The organism is Candidatus Chlorohelix allophototropha (assembly GCF_030389965.1).
Taxonomy (GTDB): domain Bacteria; phylum Chloroflexota; class Chloroflexia; order Chloroheliales; family Chloroheliaceae; genus Chlorohelix; species Chlorohelix allophototropha.
Genome location: NZ_CP128399.1, coordinates 1,451,179 through 1,474,069, shown reverse-complemented (window position 1 = coordinate 1,474,069; position 22,891 = coordinate 1,451,179). Strand labels below are relative to the sequence as shown.

General features: G+C 49.7%; 17 protein-coding genes. 12 read left to right on the top strand and 5 right to left on the bottom strand.

Going from position 1 to position 22,891, the window contains the following annotated elements; translation table 11 throughout:
• Positions 1-2 precede the first annotated feature (2 nt).
• The 3 genes from OZ401_RS06155 to OZ401_RS06145 all read left to right on the top strand — a co-directional run bounded on the left by OZ401_RS06155 (position 3) and on the right by OZ401_RS06145 (position 7,179).
• The gene (locus OZ401_RS06155; protein ID WP_341469832.1) at positions 3-725 is read left to right on the top strand and encodes a class I SAM-dependent methyltransferase; all 723 of its coding nucleotides are present in this window, start codon (positions 3-5) and stop codon (positions 723-725) included.
• 149 nt (positions 726-874) lie between these two features.
• Positions 875-5,104, top strand: coding sequence for a PAS domain S-box protein (locus OZ401_RS06150; protein ID WP_341469831.1), 4,230 nt, complete (start codon positions 875-877; stop codon positions 5,102-5,104).
• Positions 5,105-5,607: 503 nt separating this feature from the next.
• Positions 5,608-7,179, top strand: a complete 1,572-nt coding sequence (locus OZ401_RS06145; protein WP_341469830.1) for a WD40 repeat domain-containing protein — start codon at positions 5,608-5,610, stop codon at positions 7,177-7,179.
• Between the two features lie 71 nt (positions 7,180-7,250).
• Here OZ401_RS06145 and OZ401_RS06140 read toward each other — a convergent pair whose 3' ends face one another.
• From OZ401_RS06140 to OZ401_RS06125, 4 genes are all read right to left on the bottom strand, one after another.
• Entirely contained in the window at positions 7,251-8,024 is a 774-nt protein-coding gene (locus OZ401_RS06140) for a CpXC domain-containing protein (RefSeq protein ID WP_341469829.1), read from the bottom strand.
• Positions 8,025-8,102: 78 nt separating this feature from the next.
• Positions 8,103-8,798: a histidine phosphatase family protein gene (locus OZ401_RS06135; RefSeq protein WP_341469828.1), complete on the bottom strand. Its 696-nt coding sequence runs from the start codon at positions 8,796-8,798 to the stop codon at positions 8,103-8,105.
• A protein-coding gene (prfB, locus tag OZ401_RS06130) for a peptide chain release factor 2 (protein WP_341469827.1) occupies positions 8,791-9,934 on the bottom strand; the annotation gives its coding sequence in 2 pieces (ribosomal slippage) (positions 8,791-9,858 and positions 9,860-9,934; 1,143 coding nt in all). The genes OZ401_RS06135 and prfB overlap by 8 nt, the downstream gene beginning before the upstream one ends.
• Before the next feature lie 8 nt (positions 9,935-9,942).
• Positions 9,943-10,713, bottom strand: a complete 771-nt coding sequence (locus OZ401_RS06125; protein ID WP_341469826.1) for a class I SAM-dependent methyltransferase — start codon at positions 10,711-10,713, stop codon at positions 9,943-9,945.
• Positions 10,714-11,218: 505 nt separating this feature from the next.
• Between OZ401_RS06125 and OZ401_RS06120 the strand changes: the two genes are divergently transcribed.
• From OZ401_RS06120 to OZ401_RS06095, 6 genes are all read left to right on the top strand, one after another.
• A complete protein-coding gene (locus OZ401_RS06120) occupies positions 11,219-11,374 on the top strand; it encodes a hypothetical protein (RefSeq protein WP_341469825.1) in 156 nt (51 codons plus the stop codon).
• A gap of 81 nt (positions 11,375-11,455) precedes the next feature.
• Positions 11,456-12,634, top strand: coding sequence for a hypothetical protein (locus tag OZ401_RS06115; RefSeq protein WP_341469824.1), 1,179 nt, complete (start codon positions 11,456-11,458; stop codon positions 12,632-12,634).
• 81 nt (positions 12,635-12,715) lie between these two features.
• Positions 12,716-13,183, top strand: coding sequence for a nucleoside/nucleotide kinase family protein (locus OZ401_RS06110; protein ID WP_341469823.1), 468 nt, complete (start codon positions 12,716-12,718; stop codon positions 13,181-13,183).
• 54 nt (positions 13,184-13,237) lie between these two features.
• Positions 13,238-15,715 (top strand): alpha-L-rhamnosidase-related protein, encoded by a 2,478-nt coding sequence (locus OZ401_RS06105; RefSeq protein ID WP_341469822.1) that lies wholly within the window; start codon positions 13,238-13,240, stop codon positions 15,713-15,715.
• 48 nt (positions 15,716-15,763) lie between these two features.
• Complete coding sequence (gene mutL, locus OZ401_RS06100) at positions 15,764-17,677, top strand: DNA mismatch repair endonuclease MutL (protein ID WP_341469821.1); 1,914 nt, start codon at positions 15,764-15,766, stop codon at positions 17,675-17,677.
• A 90-nt stretch (positions 17,678-17,767) separates the two neighbouring features.
• A complete protein-coding gene (locus OZ401_RS06095) occupies positions 17,768-18,382 on the top strand; it encodes a GyrI-like domain-containing protein (protein ID WP_341469820.1) in 615 nt (204 codons plus the stop codon).
• Positions 18,383-18,445: 63 nt separating this feature from the next.
• Here the strand turns inward: OZ401_RS06095 and OZ401_RS06090 are convergent, their stop codons facing one another.
• Entirely contained in the window at positions 18,446-18,991 is a 546-nt protein-coding gene (locus OZ401_RS06090; RefSeq protein WP_341469819.1) for a hypothetical protein, read from the bottom strand.
• Positions 18,992-19,328: 337 nt separating this feature from the next.
• Here OZ401_RS06090 and OZ401_RS06085 point away from each other — a divergent pair, with 337 nt between their 5' ends.
• The 3 genes from OZ401_RS06085 (at position 19,329) to istB (ending at position 22,875) form a co-directional block, all read left to right on the top strand.
• Complete coding sequence (locus tag OZ401_RS06085; protein ID WP_341469818.1) at positions 19,329-20,495, top strand: transposase; 1,167 nt, start codon at positions 19,329-19,331, stop codon at positions 20,493-20,495.
• Positions 20,496-20,557: 62 nt separating this feature from the next.
• Entirely contained in the window at positions 20,558-22,081 is a 1,524-nt protein-coding gene (istA, locus tag OZ401_RS06080) for an IS21 family transposase (protein WP_341467827.1), read from the top strand.
• Positions 22,078-22,875 (top strand): IS21-like element helper ATPase IstB, encoded by a 798-nt coding sequence (gene istB / locus OZ401_RS06075; protein WP_341467826.1) that lies wholly within the window; start codon positions 22,078-22,080, stop codon positions 22,873-22,875. The genes istA and istB overlap by 4 nt, the downstream gene beginning before the upstream one ends.
• Positions 22,876-22,891: the final 16 nt, after the last annotated feature.

Below are 22,891 nucleotides of genomic sequence, written 5' to 3'. Positions count from 1 at the left end.
AAATGACGAACTTTAATACGGATAATTTACCCGGAGTTCATATCTCGCCTAATATTCAACGCGATCCAGATGGGTATGAATTGGAGAATCGGGCGGCTGACCCTGACCAGCTTGTCGAAGCAGCAATGGCTTCGATCTCTTTTTGGGATGGTAAAATAGTTTTGGATTTAGGGGCGGGCACCGGCTATCATATAGAGCGTTTTCACCGCAATGCTTCGCATGTGATTGCGATAGAACCGCACGGACCTTCCCGCTTACGCGCGATGAAGCGCATTGCAGACATGCAACTTGAGCGAGTCTCGATTATGACCGGTTCGGCTGAGCGGCTATTCCTGCCCGATAAGAGCGTGGATATGGTACATGCTCGCTTCGCGTATTTCTTCGCACCCGGTTGTGCGCTAGGTTTGGTCGAACTGGAACGAGTGATAAAACCGGGTGGCAGCGCCTTCATTATTGATAATGACCTTACATACGGTACTTTTGCAAGTTGGCTAAGGCGCAGCATTTATTACGAAGGGATAACCGCCGAAGTGGTGGAAAAATTTTGGAGCGAACACGGCTTTTCCTTGATCCGTATCCCTAGTAGATGGCAGTTTACCACCCGCGCCGATTTAGAAGTAGTAGTGCGAAACAACTTCCCGCCCACTCTTGCCGAGCAAATTATTTCCGAACATACCGGATTGGAAGTAGATTACTATTATGATCTCTTCTATCGACACTATTAGAACTTTATTTTTAGAAATATTCAAGGCTTTGCGCTGTTTATTAACATTTGATTATATAAATGACTGGAAGTATGTGCTATACTTTATGTATAACCTAAAAATTAGAATCAACTAAACTTTGCTACACTCCCAGCGCAGGAGTAACAGCCATGCCAGATACACGCCAACCGATTGACAAAGAATCGCCTCTAAACCACTCCAACGCTACTAACGGAATGGTATTACCTAATATGTTGGATAATTTACGAGCTGCCGTTCTAATGCTAGATTCCGGTTGGCAAATTTGCTACCTCAATCAATCTGCCGCTAACCTGTTGGAGTGTAACGCCGCCGAGCTAATCGGGAAAAACTTTTGGAGTGCGTTGCCACACTTTGGCGTACCACACTTTGAGCAGCACTTCCGGCAAACTCTGCAAGAGCAGACCTCCGCCCATTTTGTGAAATACTATTCTCCGTTGCAAACTTATCTGGCTGTGCAAATTTATCCTGCCGCTGATTCTCTATTGGTTTTTCTCCAGAAAGATGCTAGCAAAGAGTTTGTTACACCGGAAAGTCCTCAGCCGCAAGAAGTATCGAGAGCATCTGAGCAGTCTTTGGTAGAGGTTACTCAGCGCACTTTGGCTATTCTGGAAAGCATCAGTGACGCTTTCTACTCGTTGGACACCGAAGAGCGGTTTATCTATGTGAATAACAAAACCGAACAACTTTGGCATAAATCCCGTGAAGAGTTGCTCGGCAAATGCATCTGGGATGTATTTCCGCAGATGGTTGGTTTACAGCCTTATCAGCATATGCGCCAAGCTTTAACCGAGCAGATTCCGGCTGGGTTTGAAATTTATTCTGAACATATCAAACAATGGGTGGATGTTAGTGTTTACCCTACAAGCGCTGGGATTTCGGTTTACTTCCGGGATGTCACCGAGCGCAAGTTGATCGAGAGAGCTTTGCAGGAGAGCGAGGCAAAATTCTCCAAAATATTCCAAACCAGCCCGGTAGCGACTCTTATTTCCACTAGGGGGGAAGGGCGTATTCTCGATGTTAATAACACTACCCTAGAGCTTTTAAATTATAGCAGAGAAGAAATGGTCGGCTCTACCTTTGCCGCACTGAATATGTGGGCTGCCCCTGAAACCAGAATGCAACTTGCAGAGATTATCCGTAAAGAGGGTCATGTTCATGGGGTTGAAATTCCTCTAAAGCGCAAGAAGGGGGAAATAATTTACGTACTGGCTTCCGTGGAGTTTGTAGAACTGTACGGAGAACCCGTGATGCTATCCCAACTTCAAGATATTACCGCGCTCAAAAATGCCACGCAAGCGCAGGCGCAGTTGGCTTCCATCGTGGAATGTTCCGAGGATGCCATTATCGGTAAAACGTTGGATGGAATAATTCAAAGCTGGAATGGCGGCGCAACCAGAATGTATGGTTATACCGCTGAGGAAATGATCGGTAAATCTATCAATTTTCTGGTTACCCCGGATCGCACCAATGAAATACCTGGATTGCTGGAGTCGATACGGCAAGGTGAGCATCTTGCCCACTATGAGACAGTGCGTCGGTGCAAGAACGGCACTAATATTGATGTTTCGCTAACTCTTTCGCCGTTGAGGGATAGTTCTGGAAATATCATTGGAGCTTCTGCTATCTCCCACGATATAACCGCACGCAAACGGTTAGAGGAAGCGCTATACCGAAGCGAGGCGCGTTTCCAAGCTTTTATGGACAATAGCCCAATGCTCGCTTGGATAACGGATGTTGCAGGGGGGTTTCGCTATGTAAACAAACCTTTCGCCCGCATGACCGGGTATGAAAAGGAGCGGGTTATAGGTAAAACTGTCCTCGAATTATACCCTGAAGAAATGGCGAAACAGTACCGATTAGACAACCTGAAAGTTTTTGAAACCGATAAATCGCTTGAAGTACAAGAGCGTTATATACGGGGGGATGGTTCTATGGGGTACGCGCTGACTAATAAATTTCCCCTCCGTGATTCATCCAACCCGCCTTTGATAGGCGGCGTGGCGATAGATATTACCGAACGGGTACAGGCGGAGGAAGCGTTACAATTAAGCGAGGAACGCTATCGCCTGTTGGCTGAAAACTCGCTCGATATTATTTCAACCAACCTGCCTGACGGTACTTTCCAATATATTTCTCCCGCTTGCCGTCGTATTCTGGGTTACGAACCGGAGGAACTAACGGGACGTTCCATGTTTGATTTATTCCATCCCGATGAATTGTATCCTATTACTGAGATAGTCAAACAAGTAGTGGAAAAGCCCGGTAAAGCAATTGCCATTTTCCGCTACCGCCACAAAAATGGACATTACGTTTGGCTCGAATCCACTTCACAGGTAATTATCGACCCGGCAAGCGGCAGATCGCTTTATACGGTTAATGTGGGACGTGATGTGACGGAGCGGGTAGAGGCGGAGGAAGCCTTGCGCCAAAGCGAGGGGCGGTATCGCTTGCTAGCACGGAATTTGCCCAATAGTGCGGTGCTGGTCTTTGATCGGGATATGCGTTATCTGGTGGCGGAAGGCGGCGCACTCGCGCCCAACCGCTTTACTAACCAAGTAATCGAAGGCAAGACCATTCATGAAGTGTTGCCACCCGAAGCGGTTGCCCGACTTTTGCCCCATTACCAAGCTGCCCTTGCCGGAATTGAAAGCACCTTCGAGGATTATTATAACGAGCAGGTGTTTTTGGTCAGGGCAGTACCTATCAAGGATGAGCAGGGTAAAATAATCAATGGCATGGTTTTAAGCCAAGATATTACCGAACTCAAGCACGCTGAGCAATCTCTAGCGGCTGAAAAAGAGCGTCTGTCCGTAACTCTACGTTCTATCGGAGATGCTGTAATCACCACCGACTTAGAAGGACGTATTACGCTTATCAATCGGATAGCGGAAGAATTGACCGGTTGGAACCACGCGGAGGCAATAGGACAATCGCTTGATAAGGTATTTTGCCTTTTGGACGAAGAAACTCGCCAGCGTCGTCCAAGCCCACTGCGCGAAACCCTTAATACCGGGCATGTAATATTGATGCAAAATAACACTTTGTTGATAGCTCGTGATGGGGTGGAGCGCATTATTATGGATAGTTGTGCTCCCATTCGAGATCGCCAGAGCAATATTATTGGGGTGGTGCTAGTCTTCCGCGATGTCACTTCCCAGTTAAGACTGGAACAGGAAGTACAGAAAGCGGCAAAACTCGAATCACTAGGGGTGTTCGCGGGAGGTTTGGCACACGATTTTAACAACTTGTTGACGGGCATAACTGGGTATCTGGACTTAAGTAAATATTATCTTGAAAATAGCGAATCGCAACAAAATGTAGAACTCAATGATTTTATTGATCAGGCGCAAGCTGCCACTCTACGCGCTCGCGAATTGACAATCCAGCTTTTGACTTTTGCCAAAGGGGGTCGCCCAGTTAAGAAAACCGTCGCACTCGCACAGGTAATTGAAGAAGCCACTCGTTTTATATTGCATGGTACAAATGTAAAAGCGGTTTTTGAACTACCGGAGGATTTGTTCCAGATAGAAGCAGATGTCGGGCAATTAGGTCAGGTTATTCATAATCTGGTTTTGAATGCTGTTCAGGCGATGCCACAGGGAGGCATCATTACCATCTCTGCCCGAAACGTGCAAATAGACGAAGACACGCTGCTAGGTCTGAAGGCGGGTTCGTATGTACAAATCTCCTTCCGGGATGAGGGGGCAGGCATCAACTCTGAAAATCTGTCCAAAATATTCGATCCTTACTTTACTACCAAAAAATCGGGAAATGGGCTGGGTTTGTCAGTTTGCCATTCCATCATCCGGCAACATAGCGGACATATCGAGGTAGAAAGTGTGGTGGGAAAGGGTACGATCTTTACCATTTATCTGCCTGCCTCTATACAACAACCAGAAACATCGGGGAGTTTTGCCAAGCCCGTAATGAGCTATACTCGTTCAACTACGCCCATGAGAATATTAATCATGGATGATGAAGAACTTTTGAGAAATATGGCAAGGCGCATATTGTTGCGGTTGGGGCATACGGTTGGGGTAGCCGAAGATGGGGAAGAAGCCTATCGGCTTTATCGCGCTGCGCTCGAAGCGGGTCAGCCCTTTGATGTGGTACTGCTCGACTTGACAATTCCGGGGGGGATGGGCGGCAAGGAGACTATGGTAAAGCTGTTAGAGCTAGACCCGCATGTCACGGCGGTAGTTTGTAGCGGTTACTCCAATGACCCTATAATGTCTGATTATAAGCAATATGGTTTCAAGGAAGTACTACCCAAACCCTATCATATGGAAGACTTAAATAAACTTCTGGACAAACTGGCGGAGGAAACCCATCATACTGATTCTGACAATGCAAACTGAATAGCTTTATTCTAGCCTGCAATAGCGACAATTTGCTTAAGTTCCTTACCAGAAAACCTTCTGCGCGAAAGCTCTAAGAAACGTATATGCTCGGCACGCTCTGCCAAGTAGCGTGCTTTTTTGTGCGCGGAAACTTTAAATTTCCAACCGGAATACTGGAGCTTTATTTTAACCACTTTTTTAACCAATTCATTGTAAATTATAAAGAGGGAACACTAAATAAACTCGTATTAGTTGAAAATATTTAGCTTAGCTAGCTTCGCCTGAACCGCTTTCTATATAGTAATAAAGGTTGCATGAACTGCAAAACTCTTTTTATTACTCTTTATAGATAGCTAACAAGCTCCACATTTATTTCATGTTGAAAACTTCTACATAAACTTGCCATTTATGTAGAAGGCTGTAAAGTTTATCCACCTATATTCCTTTCCTTGGTTAGTTTTTAAAACAGGTGTAATGGAGTGGTTAATAATCCGAACAAAGTTTGAAAAGGAGCAAGAATCATGAATCGCTGGCGATCGATTTTGCTAATGGTATTTTTTTCGATAATCTTGACTTTAGTGTTGGCTGCTTGTGGTGATCCGACTGCTACGCCGATACCACCCACTCCTACCCCGACTGCTACGCCAATACCACCTACTCCTACCCCGACCGCCACGCCGATACCACCCACCCCTACCCCGACCGCTACGCCAATACCACCCACCCCTACCCCGATACCACCTACCCCTACCCCTGCGGCTGGAACATTTTTAGCTAAAGCCGCTCCAATGTGTGAGGCTGCTCCTGCCTACAAAACTGTGGAAAACGGCAATGTTGAAGGGCGTACACTGATTCTGGTAAAAGAGGAATATAACCAGAAAGGTTGGGTTATTTCACCCTATCAAACCCAATTTATCTCTGCCAAGTCCTCACCAACCGAAGATATGACGGTAGTTTGTATCCGGCAAACTAGATCGCAAACAGGTACGTACCGTCCCACTGGTACACCTTCTCCTTCCGATAAGACCACACCCGCTTATCAATTGAGTTGGAATATTCGGCTGGTGCGGTGGTCTGATGGAAAGGTACTGGATGTCAGAAACGCTACCGGTATTGAGCCTCCGGTTATAACGAATTTAGCTACTTCAGACGGTGGTTACGGCACTCCTCCTTTAGTGGATCTTCAGATAATGTTGTATCGCCTCCCGGTTGGTCAGGAAAGGCAGCATTTGGATAGCTTTTTTGCGGATAAAGCGATTGCCTATTCTCCTGATGGCAAATTAGTTGCATATGGAGGGTATTCTAATTCCATCAAGGTTTGGAATGTGGCGGGAGGGTACACCGCTTTAAATTTAACTGTTGGCGATCTTGGTGTGGATACACTGGCTTTCTCTGCTGACGGCAAATTCTTGGTCGGGAGTGGAATAGATAATATCGTCAGAGTTTGGGAACTGGCAGGAGGCAAAGAAAAGTTTAGCCTGAGAGGGCATAACCAAGGGGTCAGAACTGTTGCGTGGTCGCCTGATGGAAAGACCTTAGCGTCAGGTTCAATGGAAGGGAAAATTATTGTTTGGGATGCGGAGACAGGACAGCCTTTGCATACCCTGACTCAAAATTACAGCATGGTGACTGGACTTGCCTATTCTCCGGATGGGAAATTAATAGCCTCCGCTACATATTCGGGTAGTGTTTCTCTATGGGATTTGGAAACTGAAAAGCAAATCCTGCAAATGGAGAAAACGCTTTCGCAACCGGGTATGGTTGCCTTTTCGCCGGATGGCAAATTGCTGGCTTCTGGCAGCAAGTCTGGTACAGTTATGATATGGGACACGGCTACAGGCAAAGTATTATCCCAACTGGAAGGGCATCTGGATCAGGTTAATAGCGTAGCTTTTTCGCCGGATGGTAAGCGGTTGGCTTCCGGTAGCGCCGATAGAACTATAAGAATCTGGGATATTGCTACCAACAATCAGGTATATATCTTGAGGGGTGATACAAAGGAAATATTATCTGTGGCTTTTTCATCGGACAATAAAAACTTGGCAAGCGCCAATATGAACGGTGTGAGTTTGTGGAGTGTTCCGGCTAATTAATAAAAGCTTTGTTGTGGGGTAGACTCGTAAGTCTGCCCCTTTATTGCTAGACGATAGGCGAGCTACTACGCCTATTCTTTATCCTTCTTCTTTTTCGCCTTAGTCTCTTGCACATTTTTGTAGCGCAAAATTTCGTGGCGAACTAGCTGTAACTTTCCGCCGAGTTCAATATTGCCTTCTTCGACCATTTGCTCGCTCAGGGTATCAATAACCTCGAAAAGCTCCTCATCGAGATATGGCTCGTTATGACGTAGCACTTTGCGGCGGGCAATGGGGTCGTCGCGGGTTTCGATTAGGGCGTTGATAAGTTGCAGCCGTGCCATATCTTCCAGCACTTCCTGCGTACCCATGCCTTCCTGCACTGCTTGTACCATCGCGATTACCACATCAAGGCTGCTGACAACGGTAGGGCGCAAGAGATATTCGGGCAATAGTTCGGCAGCTTGCTCTTGAGTAAGCGCGGAAAAGCGGGTGTAGAGTTCTTCCTCGCCCCGCGGGAAAGCGGCGGCATCCGGTTCGGGAAACTCGATGCCCATACGTTCGGCGATGTCAGTAATGGCGGTTTCGTAGGGTAGGCGCAAGGCATCGGCAATATCCTCCTGCGACATCTGCTCCACCCCCGGCACGTATGCCACCAGCAATTGTCGTTCGCCGTCGTGGAACACTAGCGGCAGCGGCAGGATATTATCCGCCATGCAGTTGGGGCAAGTTTCGCGGTTGACTTCATGCTCCAACAATTTCGCGGTTAGCTCTGTTTCAATCGCATCGAAGTAAACAAAGCCATTCTGTTCCAGTTCAGTTTCGCAAGTTCCGCAGTTAAAGCGGCAAGTAGCGCTCACAGCCATTTATTCGACCCTCTTTTGTATGTCAGATAATTCATATACTTTTCGTTTCAGGTGATTTGCTCAAACCCTTGTCTTAACTCAAGACTCCCCAAAATCCGCCGGGGGATGATAATAACTAACCCGCACCCGTGAGATGTCCTCGGTGTAACCCTCCGGTGGGAAGTCGTAGCGAGTGATGGAAGCGTGCTGCGGATACAGGTTGGGTTGGCGAATACTTGCCAACTTGATGGGCAAGCCCACAAAATGAGCGTGCGTCACCACCACCGGATCGCCATGTGAAACCGCCAGCACATGCTTACCGTGATATTCTTTCAAGGTGCGCTTGAAAAAGGTTAGCACCCGTGCCAGCACATCGTTCAAATCCTCGTCATCAGGCGAAGCAATTGGCTCGTAAAAATTATAATCGCCCAACTCGCTCTGCAAGCGACCCTGATATTGGGTGCGCACTTCCAGCAATAGCTTGCTTTGGCGCGGTTTCAGATGCGGGTAACATTTTGCCATAATCGCGACAGTCTGACGCGCCCGCAGCAATGGTGAGGAGTACGCTGCCGCGATAGGTTGCCCGCATAGGAACTTCCCGGTGATGGCGGCTTCTTTGCGTCCGGTTGCGCTCAACCCGAAGCGTGGCATGCGCCCGTAGAAGATTGCGCCGGGATTATAAACTTCCCCATGACGCGCCAGCCAGATTGTGCCACCCGTCCCGATTTCGTCCCTGCTCAAATCTTGCGGCTCGGTATGCAAACCGGAGTAATTAAATTTGCCCTGATTATTCATCGTCGTCTGCTGTGTCTATACTGCTTTCGCCCCGCCCGATATTCCAGCGCAGGTACGCTTCCATAAAGCCGTCAATTTCGCCGTCCAGCACGGCGGTGGTATCGCTAGTTTCAAAGCCGGTGCGGTGATCTTTCACCATATTATAAGGGTGCAACACGTAGCTGCGAATCTGGCTACCCCACCCGGTCGTGCGATGTTCGCCTTTCAAACGCGCCTGTTCTTCCTCGCGCCGCTCGATTTCGCGCTCTAGCAAACGCGCTTTCAACATTTTGAGCGCCATTTCGCGATTTTGCAGTTGCGAGCGTTCGTTCTGGCAGGTTACTACGATACCGCTTGTCAGGTGAGTCATTCGCACCGCGCTATCGGTTTTGTTGATGTGCTGCCCGCCTGCGCCTGTTGCCCGGTAAGTATCCACCCGGACATCTTCATCGCGCACCTCGATTTCGATGTTGTCCTCTACCTCCGGTAGCACTTCTACCAGCGCGAAACTGGTATGGCGACGGTGATTGCCGTCAAAAGGGCTGAGACGCACCAACCGATGCTGCCCTGCTTCCGATCGCGCCAAACCGTAGGCGTTGCGTCCATCTATTTCCAGCGTTGCGCTTTTGATGCCTGCTTCTTCACCGGGTGATAAGTCCACCAATTGCACCTTGAAGCGTTTTTTCTCAGCCCAGCGCGAATACATCCGCAGCACCATTTCCGCCCAATCCTGACTGTCCGTGCCGCCTTCGCGCGCGCTAATGGTGAGCAGCGCAGTGCGATCATCGTAAGGTCCACTGAACATCAGGTCAAACTCGCGCTCGCCCATTTCGCGTTGCAATTCTGCTAGGTCTTTTTGCAACTCGGCGAACGAGCTATCATCGTCCTCCAGTTCGAGCAGTTCGAGCAGTTCCAGCGCGTCCAGAATACGCTGCCTGTACTCGCTCCAGAAAGTGGTTTCTTCCTGCAAGCCGGTGAGGCGGCGCATAGTGACTTGCGCTTTCGCCTGCTCATCCCAGAAGCCCGCTTCGGTGGATTCGGTTTCGAGTTTGGTTACTTCCTTACGCTTGGCAGGTAAGTCAAAGACGCACCTCGATTTCCTCGACCCGCGCTTTGAGGTCGTTCAATTGAGCTTTCAATTCGTTATAATCTGCCATTTTACCCCTTATTTTTCAAGCAATGTTAGTGACACCCAACCCATTTTTTGCACAGGCGGTATCTTTCCAAGTACACTATCTGCCCCGTTGAGCATTGTCCAAACGGGTTTGAGCAACCATTCGCGGCTTTGAATAAAACCCATGCTTGCCAACGTACTGAGCAAGTAAAATTGCCTGGTGTTGGAATGGGCGAAAGGCGCGGCTAGTTGCGTCAAATCCTCGCGGGTACACCAGCGTGGGCGCGTTCCTTTATATGAAGAGAAGAGGGCACGGTACAATTTTATGAGGGGGTGATGTGAGAGCGGTTCGATGAAGACTGCCTTGCCGCCCGGTTTCAGAACGCGCCACGCTTCATATCCCACCTTCTCCGGCGAGACGTGCATCAGGAAGTTCTGCGCGAATACTACATCGAAGCTTTGGTCGGCAAAGGGCAACACTTCCACGCTGGCGCGTACCGCTTGCATTGGAACGTCATAGTGGTTGGCGCGTTGCAGGGTAGTGGTTAGTCCTTGCGCCGAGAGGTCGAGTGCGACCACATGCGCTCCGCGTTGTGCCAATTCTAGGGCGCTATAGCCCACCCCACAGCCGAGGTCAAGCACGCGCTTACTGCGCAAATCGCCCAATGCGTCCAAGCCCTCGTAATGGGCGCTGGGGCGCATACGGAAAAAGTTCCAGCTTTCCCAGCTTTCCCCGATTTTGCCGTCCTCTTCCAGCCAGACTTTATCATAATGGCTGGCGACTTCCAGTTGGTGTGCCAGTGGGTTTCCCGTACCGCTCAATTTAGCTCCTATCGCATTATTTCAAGACAATCGATTATACGCGCTGCTCCCTTGAGCGTCAACCGTGACAAAATGCAGCCACTCGTCCGACTAGAGCAGCTAGGTTGCTTAGCCTTATCTTGTCTATGCTATTATCTTTTTCTCAAGGGGCGGGGATTTTTAGCTTTTGGTGAAACATGGATAAACCGTTGCCGAGGATTTGTTGTAGTAATTCAATTTCCAGCTTGTGCCAGCGCGGGATATAGCGGTAGTTTGTTGGTGTGACGGAGGGCAGGTTGTTGCCCCAGAATAGCTTGTCATAAATTTTGTCGATTTTAGGCTGAATTTGACTAAAAGTGGTATCACCAATATAAAGCCCAATCTATGAAAATAGCATAAGGATTCGCCCTAAGCTGTGTCTTTATATTATAGGTAGTATAGTCTGGAAGGGCTTGCGATAGTTTCATGGTTAAGCAGAACCGGCTCTTGTTATACGGGTATAAAACGGCAAAAGGTGCTGGCTACTATGCTGAATAGCTTCAAAAACCAACTTGACCTGTTGGTGAAGGGTGGTAAAATGACCCAAGCGCAGTCCGAAGAAGTATTGAAAGCTGCTTCTGCCCTAGTCAACGGGTTTATCGATAGCGTACCATCAGGTGGTGGCTCTCGCAAGAATCCATAAACCCTTCAAAGCGGTTATTATTCTAAGATTTGTTTTGGACAGGGGGTTTTACCCTTTGTCTAAATTTTTGAAGGAGGGTTTTTGCTAAATTATGTAATCCGGCTCAAGCCCGGTAAAGTTGCGCTACTAGTAGCAGGGCTGTACCTAGCGATAACCCTGCTGGTACTGTGGCGCACCCCAGCGTTGCAGCCGCAACTGCACTCTTTGCCAGATCGTCTTTTCGCCTTTATCCATCCCGGTTCTAATTGGGATATTAACGGTGCGCGTCCTATCAATTTGGAGAAAATCGGCTACGATGGGCAGTTTTTTTATGATTTGGCTTTGAACCCTTTACATCCAGCAACCCAACTGGATAAACCCTCCTACCGGGTAGCGCGACTACTTTATCCGTTGGTAGTGCGTTTGCTGTCGCTTGGACAGGCTGAGTTGGTGCCACTTATGTTGCTGCTGGTCAATTTTGGGTCAATTGTGGCAACGATTTTTCTGTTGGGGAACATTTTAACCCGCTTGGGGCGCGCTCCAATATGGGCGTTCGGTTATGCTCTCTGGCCCGGTACGTTGTGCGCCTACCTCTACGATTTGAGCGAGCCGTTATGCTTTCTTTTTATAACGTTGGCGTTATGGCTTTTCCTAGTGCGACCCAGTGCGGTTTGGCGAATCGCTGTGCTGCTACTGTTGGCGAGTCTGACTAAGGAATTGGGCTTGCTGTTCGGTGTGGGCGGATTGCTATACTACCTGAGTCGCAAAGAGTGGGCTAATGTGGTGAAATTGGGGTTGGGCTGGCTGCTACCCTATGCCCTCTGGCAAGGACTTTTACGGCTGTGGTTTGGACAGGATGGGTTGAGCGCAGGGCATCCTTTCAATTTCTTTCCTTTGTCAGGGCTATGGGGCGCGGAAAGTTATCATCCGCCCTTCGAAGAGCGATTCGCTATAGTATTGGCAACTACAGTACCATTGCTGTGGTTGGGCTGGCGGTTGCGCCCTTTCTGGAATCGCAAATTTGTCAGACTTAGCGCAACTTATGGCGATTTGCTGTTATCTATATTAGTGTGCCAAGTCGCGTTTTTACTATTCCTACCAACCGCTAGCTATATCTATTTGGTGGATCACGCCCGTAACGCCACGGGTTTGATACTGGTTATATACCTGCTACCCATTACGCTCTTTAAGCGCTTGCAAATCTATAGCTTACTCGCAAGCTTGTTTCTAAGTGTTTGGGTTTTGGTGGTGTATTATGTGAGCGGGAATGCCTTTATCTAGCGGTGGTAAGTCCTGCTTGTAGCAATTAGCGACTGTTTCGGCTAAAATAAGCGCAGTTTTCAAGTAATGGAGGTAGTTTATATGCCCGGAAACTTGAGAGGGCAGCTTGAAGAAGCGCGGCGGCGGCGCGAAGTGGAGCAGCGCGAGTTTGAACGCCAGCAAGCAGCTTTACATAACGGAGACATTGCGCGAGGGGTGCACCAACGTATCTTGATAGTGGGACCCTGCGCTTCTGGCAAAAGTGCGTTGGTAGAAGCCTTGCGCCAACAGGGTTACAATGCTCATTCCGCCGCGCAGGAGCATAGCCATGTTAAAACCATGTGGCTAATGAATAAGCCGAGTCACTTAATTTACCTTGAGGTTGGCATTGAGGCAATCAAACGGCGGCGCAACATAAGCTGGGGCGCAGAGTATTTACAGGAAGAGAATCTGCGTTTGGCACATGCGCGCGTTCACGCCGATTGTATTATCAATACCGACAACCTGACTCCAGAACAGGTAGTGGCACGCGCCCTCACTTTCCTGCATGAAGCCGGGCTGCGGGAATAGTATTCTAACCCACTTACGGGGCGCAACTTTTTATCAATCAGGTTATCACCATATATGCTACTACGTTTTTCACTGTTCTTGCTAACGCTATTCTTGGCGGGGATGCTGGTGCAAACTGCCCTTCCATCCTTCGCCTCCGCACCTAATCCCGGCGATGATTGGACGCGCTACGTGGTTGCGCCGCCTGCTCGTGACGTTTTCCCACAGCGTATAGTCAATACTACTCTCAACGGCGGAACAATAGATACACCAGCAGGGCTACTGGCGCAGGGTGGGGAAGTTGCGACTATCCGGCGTATACCCGGTAGCGATCCCCAAGTGGTACTGGATTTTGGCATGGTTCTCAACGGGCGGCTATCGCTACAGGTAACTGCTTCGAGTGGGGCGGAAGTGCGCGTAGCATTCAGCGAGTCGCTGCGCTTTCTCAACAAAAATACGGATTATAGCTGGAAGGAAAATCACACCTATAGCTGGCAAACTCCGGCGCAGGGGGGAACGCTAGAAACGGGCACGGTCTCTTTTCGTTACATCCTGCTTTTTCTCAATAGCGATGGTTGGGTGAGTGTGGATTGCCTGAAGCTGCACTTCGATTCGCATTTGGGTACACCTTCCACTTACAAGGGTTGGTTTCTTTCCAGCGATGAACTATTGAACCGAATTTGGTATGCCGGGGCTTATACCGTGAATCTGAACACGCTTGAACCGGAGTACCTAGACATAGAAACGGGCGGCGGTGCGTTGCGCGTTTCCAGCCAAAGCGGAGAGCAGCGTGTATTGTCCAGAGTCGGCGCGGACTGGCGCGATTATACTCTTGATATGGAATTGCGTCGTCCCAGTGGCGGCTTCGCAGTAGGCTGGATGTTCCGTTCGCCCGATATCAATAATGGTTACATGTGGCAAATATCGGGCGATAGCGGCGCAACCGTCCTGAAAATGCATGTGCTGTCCGGCGGTCAATACCGCTTGCTGGAACAAATACCCTTGCGCTTTGAGGATGATTTCTGGTATGCCATGCGAATAGAATTATCCGGCACGCTCATCCGCACCTTTTTCAACGGGCAACTGGTTAACGAAATGCACGATGGCAGTTTTTTAGGTGGGCGCGTGGGCTTTCGGCAATGCTGCGGCGAGACGGGCGAGTTTAACCGGGTACAGGTTAGCGCACCTAACGGCAATACGCTGCTGTTGGATGATTTTAGTGGTGGTTTGGATGCGTGGGATATAGCGGATGCTTCTGGTGTGCTGCTGGATGGAACCAAGCACGACCGCGATATATGGACGGGCGATTTGAGCGTGCAAGGGCGTGTAAACTACTTGACCCAGAACCGCCCTGGTGCGCTGCGAGCTTCGCTTGCACAATTGGCAGCGGCGCAGCGTCCTGACGGTTCGATACCCCCTTCCAGCTATGGCGGTTATCAGCTTGAACTGTACGATTATAGCGCGTGGTGGGTTTATACCTTAGCAGATTACTATAATTACACCGGAGACCGGGCGTATCTTGCACGCTATTATCCGAACCTAAAACGCCAAATGGAGTGGTTTCCTACTAAAACCAATTTCTCCGGTTTGCTGGTGAAAGACAAAGGTTTGGAATGGTCGTACAGCCTCAACCGGACGGGCGCGGTAACTTACCTCAATATGGTGTATTACCGAGCTTTGCAGGATGCCGCAAAACTGGCGGACACACTGGGACAGGCGGAGGATGCCGCTACGTGGCGAAGGCGCGGCGAGGCTTTGAAGCAGGCAATTAATCAGCATCTGTTCGATAGCAATCGCGGCGTGTACATCAGCGCGGATACAGATTGGGCGCATGTGCCGCAGGATGCGAATGTACTGGCAGTGTTATTCGGGGTTGCGCCGCCTGAACGGTGGGGCAGTATTCTGAAATATGTGAAGGATACCATGTGGACGACCTACGGTTCAACCACTGTAGATGTTTCCTACGGCTTGAATAACATGCACGACAAGCGCATCTGGCCCTTTATGGGTTATTACGAAGTGGAAGCCCGTTTCGCGGCGGGTGATGATGGCGGCGCGTTGGATTTATTGCGGCGAGAGTGGGGGCGTATGTTAGCGCAAGACCCAAACTACACCACATGGGAGTGGATGACTACCGCAGGGCTGCCGGAAAGCCCTGATGATAGTTTGGCGCATGGTTGGTCGGCGGGGGCAACGGCTGCCCTGACCGAAAATGTGCTAGGGGTGCGGATGACTGCGCCCGGTTATGCTAGTTTCGAGATTGTGCCGCATCCGGGAGATTTGCAGTGGGCACAAGGGAGTGTGCCGACTCCGCATGGCTCGATTGAGGTTAGCTGGCAGCGGCGCGAAGCGGGCTTTCAGGTAATTTTGGAAGTGCCGGAAGGAACGCTGGCGCGGCTTGGACTACCCGCTATGGGAAATCCGGCGGTCTTTTCCACTTCCGGTAATAGCGATGCTTTTCAGTCCTATAGCCCGGTCTATCCGGTGAGCATCCGGGCGGTTGGCTATCTTTACATGGATTTACAACCCGGTAGTTATGTGGTAAACAGTTAATAGAGTAATGTTGGTAAATCTGCGGAAACTGCAATTGGAGCATAAGCCATGCCTATAAGGGTATTACCCCCTGAAATCGCCCAGAAAATCGCGGCGGGCGAGGTAATCGAACGCCCCGCCTCGGTAATCAAAGAACTGGTGGAAAATTCCATAGATGCTGGCGCGAAAAATATCCGGGTCGAAATCAAGAACGGCGGGCTGGCATTGATGCGCGTTTCGGACGATGGTTGCGGCATTCCCTTTGAGCAAGTGCCAACTGCTTTTGAGCGTCACGCCACCAGCAAAATTGTAGAACCGGACGACCTTTATCGCCTAACCACGCTCGGTTTTCGGGGCGAGGCATTGCCTAGTATCGCTTCTGTCAGCCAAATGACCTTGCTCACCCGCCCTCGCAACTCAGAAGAGAGTGGTAGCGAAATCGCTTTTGAGGATGGGCAACGCGCCTACCATCGCCCGGCTGGTGCGCCCCCCGGCACGATTATCACAGTGCGCAACCTCTTCTATAATTTGCCTGCCCGTCAGAAATGGTCGCGTAGTGGCACCAGCGAAGCAGGGCATATCCTTAACATCCTGAACAGCTACGCGCTGGCTTACCCTGAGATAAAATTCGCATTGGCGAGCGAAGGACGCACCGTACTGCAAACCAGCGGCAACGGCGACTTGCGCGATGCTATCAGCAAGGTGTACGGCGCAGAACTGGCACAAGCGATGTTGCCGATTCAACCCGAAGAAGAGGAAAACCCTGAAGAGGGCAAAAGTCATATAGTGGTGACGGGCTTTACCGCCGACCCTTCTGCCAGTAAGCCCAACCGCAATTTCATGCAGTTTTTCATCAATCGCCGTTGGGTACAGAGTCGCTTGCTGACCTATGCGGTGCAAGAAGCCTACACCAGCCTGATAATGAGCGGACGTTTCCCCGCTTGTGTGGTGTTAATTGAGATTGATCCCGCCGAAGTGGATGTGAACGTACATCCTGCCAAAACGGAGGTGCGCTTTCTGTATGAGCGGCGCATCTTTGGGGCGGTGCAAAAAGCGGTACGCGCCGCGTTGGTGGCGGGTTCCAAAACCCCCGCTTGGTCTTTTACCGCCCCGCCCGCTCCGCCTCCTCGCTCCGGTTTGTTCCAGACCTTTGACCGCTTGTACGCGCCTTCCGAAGAAGGGCAAGCCGCTACCCCCGATGTCGAAATGCAAGCGACACTGGATTTACCCCACAACGCGGCGGGTGTGGATTTGATGGACGAGGCTGCTTTCTCAAATTCGTTCGAAGCCATCGCTGCCCCTGAATCCGTTCCGATGATTGCGCCGGAGCATTCGGTGATGACTAAACCGCGTCTGCCTCTGCTGCGGGTGATAGGGCAGGTTAGCGGCACTTACGTTGTGGCGGAAGGGCCTGATGGCATGTATCTGATTGATCAGCATGCCGCCCATGAGCGCGTGATGTACGAACGTTTTCAGGCGTTGGTCAACGGCAAGCGGGTCGAGTCGCAGTTATTACTCGAAGCCTTATTGCTGGATTTCACGCCACGCCAACGCCTAATGCTGGAGAATGAGGAACACCGCCACGAGTTGGAAGAACTCGGTTTTCAGCTTGAACCGTTTGGCGATTTGACCTACCGCTTGCTGGCAGTTCCGGCAATGCTGTTCGGGCGCGATGCCCTCAAGAGTCTGGGAGAAATGTTGGACGAAGCGGAAGGCATGCGCGATGGCGGTTGCAATCCTTCGGGTAGCGATTTGCTACATGAACCGGATACCAATCTGCCTCGCTCATGGCGCGATAAACTCTCCGCCAGCCTCGCCTGCCATGCGGCAGTACGCGCCGGACAAACCCTTAACACTGAAGAAATGCGCGAACTTATTACCCAACTCGAACGTTGCGAGAATCCCCGCGCTTGCGCACATGGTCGCCCCACTATGATTCATCTTAGTCAGGGGCAACTGGAAAAAGGTTTTGGCAGAAAATAATTGAGGTAGGTTTAAGCCAGTTGTTCTATACAAGGGATGTAAGCCCTTTGTTAAAAACCACAGATTTTACAAATACATAAGGAGGTTGCCATGCCCGTTCTCGATTTCAAGAAAGAAATGAAAGAGCTTTTCAACCCCTCCGCTAAAGAAGCCTCGCTGGTAGAAGTATTGCCGCTACAATTCCTGATGATTGACGGTGAGGGCGACCCCAATACTTCTGAGCAGTTCAACGATTCGGTGGGTGCGCTCTACTCGCTGTCCTACACCCTGAAATTCGCCCTGAAAAAAGAGCCTGAACCGATTGAATATAGCGTTGCGCCTTTGCAAGGGCTATGGTGGATGGATGATATGTCCCAATTCAGCATGGAGAGTAAAGCGGGTTGGAAGTGGACATTAATGATTATGCAACCGCCACAGGTTACGCCCGCTGCGTTGGAGAGAGCCATTGCCGAGGCGTTCAAGAAAAAGGGGCTGGAGACAATCCGGCAGGTGCGTTTGGAAACTTATCATGAAGGGCTGGCGGCGCAAATCATGCACCTTGGTCCTTACGAAGCAGAACCGCCCACCATCCAGAAATTGCACCAATATATCCACGCGCAGGGCTACCAATTGCGCGGCAAGCACCACGAAATTTACCTGAGCGACCCCAAACGCACTGCCGCCGAAAAGATGAAAACCATCATCCGGCAGCCTGTGGGTAAGTAATGCCCCGAACACCAAAACAAGGGGTTTAAGCCCCTTGTCTGAAATCTTTCTTGTAGCAAAACTCTATGGTGTTTTGATTGGCTCTATCTTTACAGTAATTTTAGGATTAATCCCTAGAGTAGAAATCGGTAAGGGGGTAATTTTGGGCGCGGCGGGCGTTGGTGATATTACAATCACAGGGATAGTATGGATTGGTACTATCGGCGTAATCTTAATAGGCGGCGCGGCTGTAGTAGTAGCAACGGCGGTAGCAACCGGCGCGGCTGTAGTAGTAGTAGCAGGCGCAGTAGTAGCAACGGCGGTAGCAACCGGCGCGGCAGTAGTGGCAGCGGGCGTGGTAGTAGCTACAACCGAAGTAGCAGGCGCAGTGGTAGCAGGAACAGGGGTAACGGTTGCCTTTACCGAATCCGTTGCTGTGCGCGTTGGTTCTACCACATTCGAAGATTTCTGTAGGAAAAGGGTTGCGCCGATTGCGCCGACTATAACTGCTCCAATTACAACCAATACCCATACTAGCGGTGAACCGCCCTTGCGTTGGGGATTGTTGGGAGGTTGTGGCGGGTTCTGGTAATAACCTTGCGGTGGTTGTTGGACTGGCGGTTGTTGCATGATGATTGCTCCTTCACTGGCTAGAAATAAATAAAAACGTGTTGTTTACAAATCACCTATCAGATAACCCGATTGTAATTCGATAAATATTGTTATCCCAACGTTCCGAGTTTCTATAATGGTTCGATAAATGAAGAATACCACATCCTGAGAGCGTGAAATATGCTCTATTTCACATTTTTGTGTGCCACAGTTTTATTACATTAAATATTAGTTTAATTTGTTCTATTTATAACTTATAATGTTGCTTTGACGTTTAGATAAACCAAAGGGCAAGCAGTGTTGGCACAACTTGCCCAGACGAGTAATGTTCTAATTGAGAAAGGACACTACTCGTATGAACCTTAACACACTTAAAGAATTTCGGCACGAAATCTATGACTGCTTTGAATACGCCAGTGACGCATTGTTTAATCTGGCGGATGCCCTTATGACAGAAAGCCAGGCTCAATCGGTACTGGAACTGACCCTTTCGCCCAATTTTGAGCGAAAATGGCCCAGTTTGTATGAGGCTTTGCAAATGGGTCAAGTTAACCAAACTCGCTTCGAGCAAACCATGGTGCGCTACGCCCCTCATCCCTTCGATGGTGAAAGATTGGTACTGGCAGTGGATGCTACCAATATCGAGCGACCCTTTAGCACTACATCTGCAGATCGTGGCTGGCTTTACAAACACAATCTGCCCAATTGTGATAAGCCCGTGACCGTGGGTTGGCAATTCTCGACCGTGGTGGTGGTGCCGGCTCAAACCAGTAGCCATACATACATTGTCTCCAACCGCAGGATCAAAACCAGTCAAACACCAGCAGAGGTAGCCAGCCAGCAACTGAGCGAATTGCGCCCATATTTTGCTGAAAGACCGCTCAATCTGGGAGACCGGTACTACCCCACCAAAGCATTTATTCAAAATAGCAGTAAGGACTATGACTTGCTGCTGCGGCTCAAGTCTAACCGAGTATTCTATCGAAAAGTGGTGAGAGATGAGCAGAAACGAGGTCGCGGCGCTCCCGCTAAACACGGTGCTCGTTTCCAATGTAATGATCCCAATACGCACGGTTTGCCGCAGCGAGTGTGGGTTGGGACGGACGAAAATGGACACAAACTGGTAGTAAGCGCATGGACTGAGCTGCATTTGAGGGAAGCACCTGAACTGGCACTGAGCATAATCCGAATACAGCGTGAGGCAGCCAGTGGTAAAACCCATGACCCTCTGGAAAGTTGGTATGTGTGGTCGGGTCAAACTGAGCTTGACCTGACGCAAGTCTGGTCGTATTACAAGAGGCGTTACTCGATAGAACACGGCTATCGTTTTGACAAACAAGATTTGTTGTGGGAAAAACCACGCTTGCGCTATCCGAGCCAGTTTGAGTTGTGGACGGCGATAGTCAGTTTGGTACACGACGAATTGCAAATCGCTCAAGGCTGTAGAATACGGGAAGGAAAGGAAAAGGATTCCGGGATAAAAATGCCGTTTTGGGTTTCTCTTAGAAGACCAATTTTGTAGAATAGTTGTTCTAGCAACACTATTGGCAAGAAGGGTGAGAAGAGAGGAGCTACGAGAAGGAGATGTTAGAAGTTATGGCCAGAAGCGCAATAAAGTACCACCGGAAACGAGGGGACAACTACAACGTAATTGCGGGCAAAGTGCAACATGATGCCCGTACCGTAAAAAGAGTGCTAAATGAACCTAGCGACAAGGTACAAACCCGCCCCAATCGTGAAAGTAGTGTGGCAGTCTTCAAAGAACAGATTGAAGGCTGGCTAGAACAAAAACTACAAGTGAAAAGAATGCTGGAACTAGCGTGGGAAGATCCCAAACAGCCCTACTGTGGCAGACCCACCGCCTTCTATGACTATGTGCGCAAGCTCAAAAAAGCCAGAGAGAACCAGGCTCATCAGGTACAGATACGTTTTGAGGGCTTACCTGGAGAGTTTTTGCAAATAGACTGGGGTGAAATTCGGGGAGTGCTGTTCAGTAAACAAGATAGTGTACCCCAAACCTTCTACTTTTTCTGTGCCCGGCTGAAATACTCGCGTTTTATGTATGTGAGCTTTCAGAAAGATATGGCCGAAGAAACGCTGGTGCGCTGCCTGGTGGAAGCCCTCAACCGGATGGGGGGAGTACCGTGGGTAATTACCACGGATAATATGAAGACGGTGGTACTGAGGCGAGATGAAAAGAACCAACCAGTGTGGCATCCGGTGTGGCAGAAACTGGCACTAGAATTCGAGTTTCACCCGGAAGCCTGTGCCCCGGCCAGCGGAAACCAGAAAGGTGCCGTAGAAAATTTGGTAAAGTATACCAAAAACAATTTTCTAGCTGGTCGTACATTCTACGATGCGGCGGATCTGGTAAGGCAGTTGGAAGAATGGTTAGGGGTAGTGAATTACGAGCGTACATGCGCAGCGACCGGGGAAATTCCGGGTAGCTTACTGGAAATAGAGCGTAAACACTTCAGCCCATTGCCTGCTAGTGCCCGGGATTACGGTTTATTTACCAGCCTGGTGGTAAACCGGGAAGGGGTAGTCATTTTTGAGACCAACAAATATAGCGTACCGGCGGAACTAATGGGACAAACCCTGACAGCCCGGATACATCGGGAATGGCTGAAGTTATGGCGGGGTACGGAACTGGTGGCACAGCACCCCCGTTGTTATTCCCGAAACCGCCGCTTAGTAATACCGGAACATTACACCCAAGCTTTTGAGATCAAACCCAGAGCCAGAACCATGGTGTGGCGGGATTGGTTGTTAAATTTAGGACCGCAAGTGTACCAGTATGTGGCGGTAATCTGTCGACGGCAAAGAGCCACCATGAGTGAACAAATCCACCAACTATACGCGCTGGCCCAGCAGGTAGGGCTGGAAGAATTCCAGGCGGCGGTGGAATTGGCAACGGAACAACAGCTTTACGGGGCGGAATATCTCAAGGGTTTATTACTCAAGCCAGCGGGTTCAGGCAGTAATGCCGCTACCCTCAAGCCCACTCAACCAGCGGTGGAACGGCTACTCAGTGAATACGAACCACTGGTGGCCAACCGTTTTTCGGCCATACCTGAGGAAAATGAAATAGAAAGGGCGGTGGGATGAATAGTCTGGAACATAAACTCACCAGCCTAAAACTGGGCAGGGTAAAACAGGTATACAGCGATTGGATTGAACGGGCACGCGAAACCGGAATGGATTACGGGGAGTTTTTAGAAGAATTGTTAAGCGAAGAGTTGCTATCTCGTCAGGAGAACCAACTCAAAAAGCGTTTGCACTCAGCCAGTTTCCCTTTTGAAGCCAGCCTGGAACAATTCGATTTCAGTCGCCACCCGGAACTGAAGCGCAGCGTGATTTTACGCTATTTCGACAGCAGTTTTGTAGAAAAAGCTGGGAATTTACTCCTAATCGGGGCAAGTGGGCTTGGGAAAACCCATCTTTCGATTGCAGCCGGAATTAAGATGGTGCAGTTGGGTTACACCGTAAAGTTCATTACGGCTCAACAACTGGCGAACCAAGTGATTGCGGCTAGCACTCGCCAGGAAATAGCCAGGATTTTAGAGCCGCTTTTGAAATGTCAGGTGTTGGTATTAGACGAACTGGGCTATTTACCGATGGACGCACGTGTAGGTCCGGCCTTATATGAGCTGATCAGCGGACGTTACCTCAGAGGTGCTACGATCATTACCAGTAACAAAAGCCTTTCTAACTGGGGCGAACTGATCGAGGGTGGTGATACTGCCTTGATGGTGGCGATTATTGACCGTTTATTGCATCACGGAGAAGTTTTTTATTTAAGAGGTAGCAGTTACCGCACTTTAGGAAAGGAGAGTTACGGCTTAGAGCGTCGGCAACTTCCACCAGAAGAAAAGAAACCGGAAGCGGGAACTGGTTCTTAAAGATTTCAAGAGGCTA

Coding starts and splice junctions, on each gene's coding strand:
- istA (WP_341467827.1), top strand. CDS start 20,558: ATGTTAGAAGTTATGGCCAGAAGCGCAATAAAGTACCACCGGAAACGA.
- OZ401_RS06155 (WP_341469832.1), top strand. CDS start 3: ATGACGAACTTTAATACGGATAATTTACCCGGAGTTCATATCTCGCCT.
- OZ401_RS06110 (WP_341469823.1), top strand. CDS start 12,716: ATGCCCGGAAACTTGAGAGGGCAGCTTGAAGAAGCGCGGCGGCGGCGC.
- mutL (WP_341469821.1), top strand. CDS start 15,764: ATGCCTATAAGGGTATTACCCCCTGAAATCGCCCAGAAAATCGCGGCG.
- OZ401_RS06135 (WP_341469828.1), bottom strand. CDS start 8,798: ATGAATAATCAGGGCAAATTTAATTACTCCGGTTTGCATACCGAGCCG.
- OZ401_RS06150 (WP_341469831.1), top strand. CDS start 875: ATGCCAGATACACGCCAACCGATTGACAAAGAATCGCCTCTAAACCAC.
- OZ401_RS06140 (WP_341469829.1), bottom strand. CDS start 8,024: ATGGCTGTGAGCGCTACTTGCCGCTTTAACTGCGGAACTTGCGAAACT.
- OZ401_RS06095 (WP_341469820.1), top strand. CDS start 17,768: ATGCCCGTTCTCGATTTCAAGAAAGAAATGAAAGAGCTTTTCAACCCC.
- OZ401_RS06085 (WP_341469818.1), top strand. CDS start 19,329: ATGAACCTTAACACACTTAAAGAATTTCGGCACGAAATCTATGACTGC.
- istB (WP_341467826.1), top strand. CDS start 22,078: ATGAATAGTCTGGAACATAAACTCACCAGCCTAAAACTGGGCAGGGTA.
- OZ401_RS06090 (WP_341469819.1), bottom strand. CDS start 18,991: ATGCAACAACCGCCAGTCCAACAACCACCGCAAGGTTATTACCAGAAC.
- OZ401_RS06120 (WP_341469825.1), top strand. CDS start 11,219: ATGCTGAATAGCTTCAAAAACCAACTTGACCTGTTGGTGAAGGGTGGT.
- OZ401_RS06105 (WP_341469822.1), top strand. CDS start 13,238: ATGCTACTACGTTTTTCACTGTTCTTGCTAACGCTATTCTTGGCGGGG.
- OZ401_RS06145 (WP_341469830.1), top strand. CDS start 5,608: ATGAATCGCTGGCGATCGATTTTGCTAATGGTATTTTTTTCGATAATC.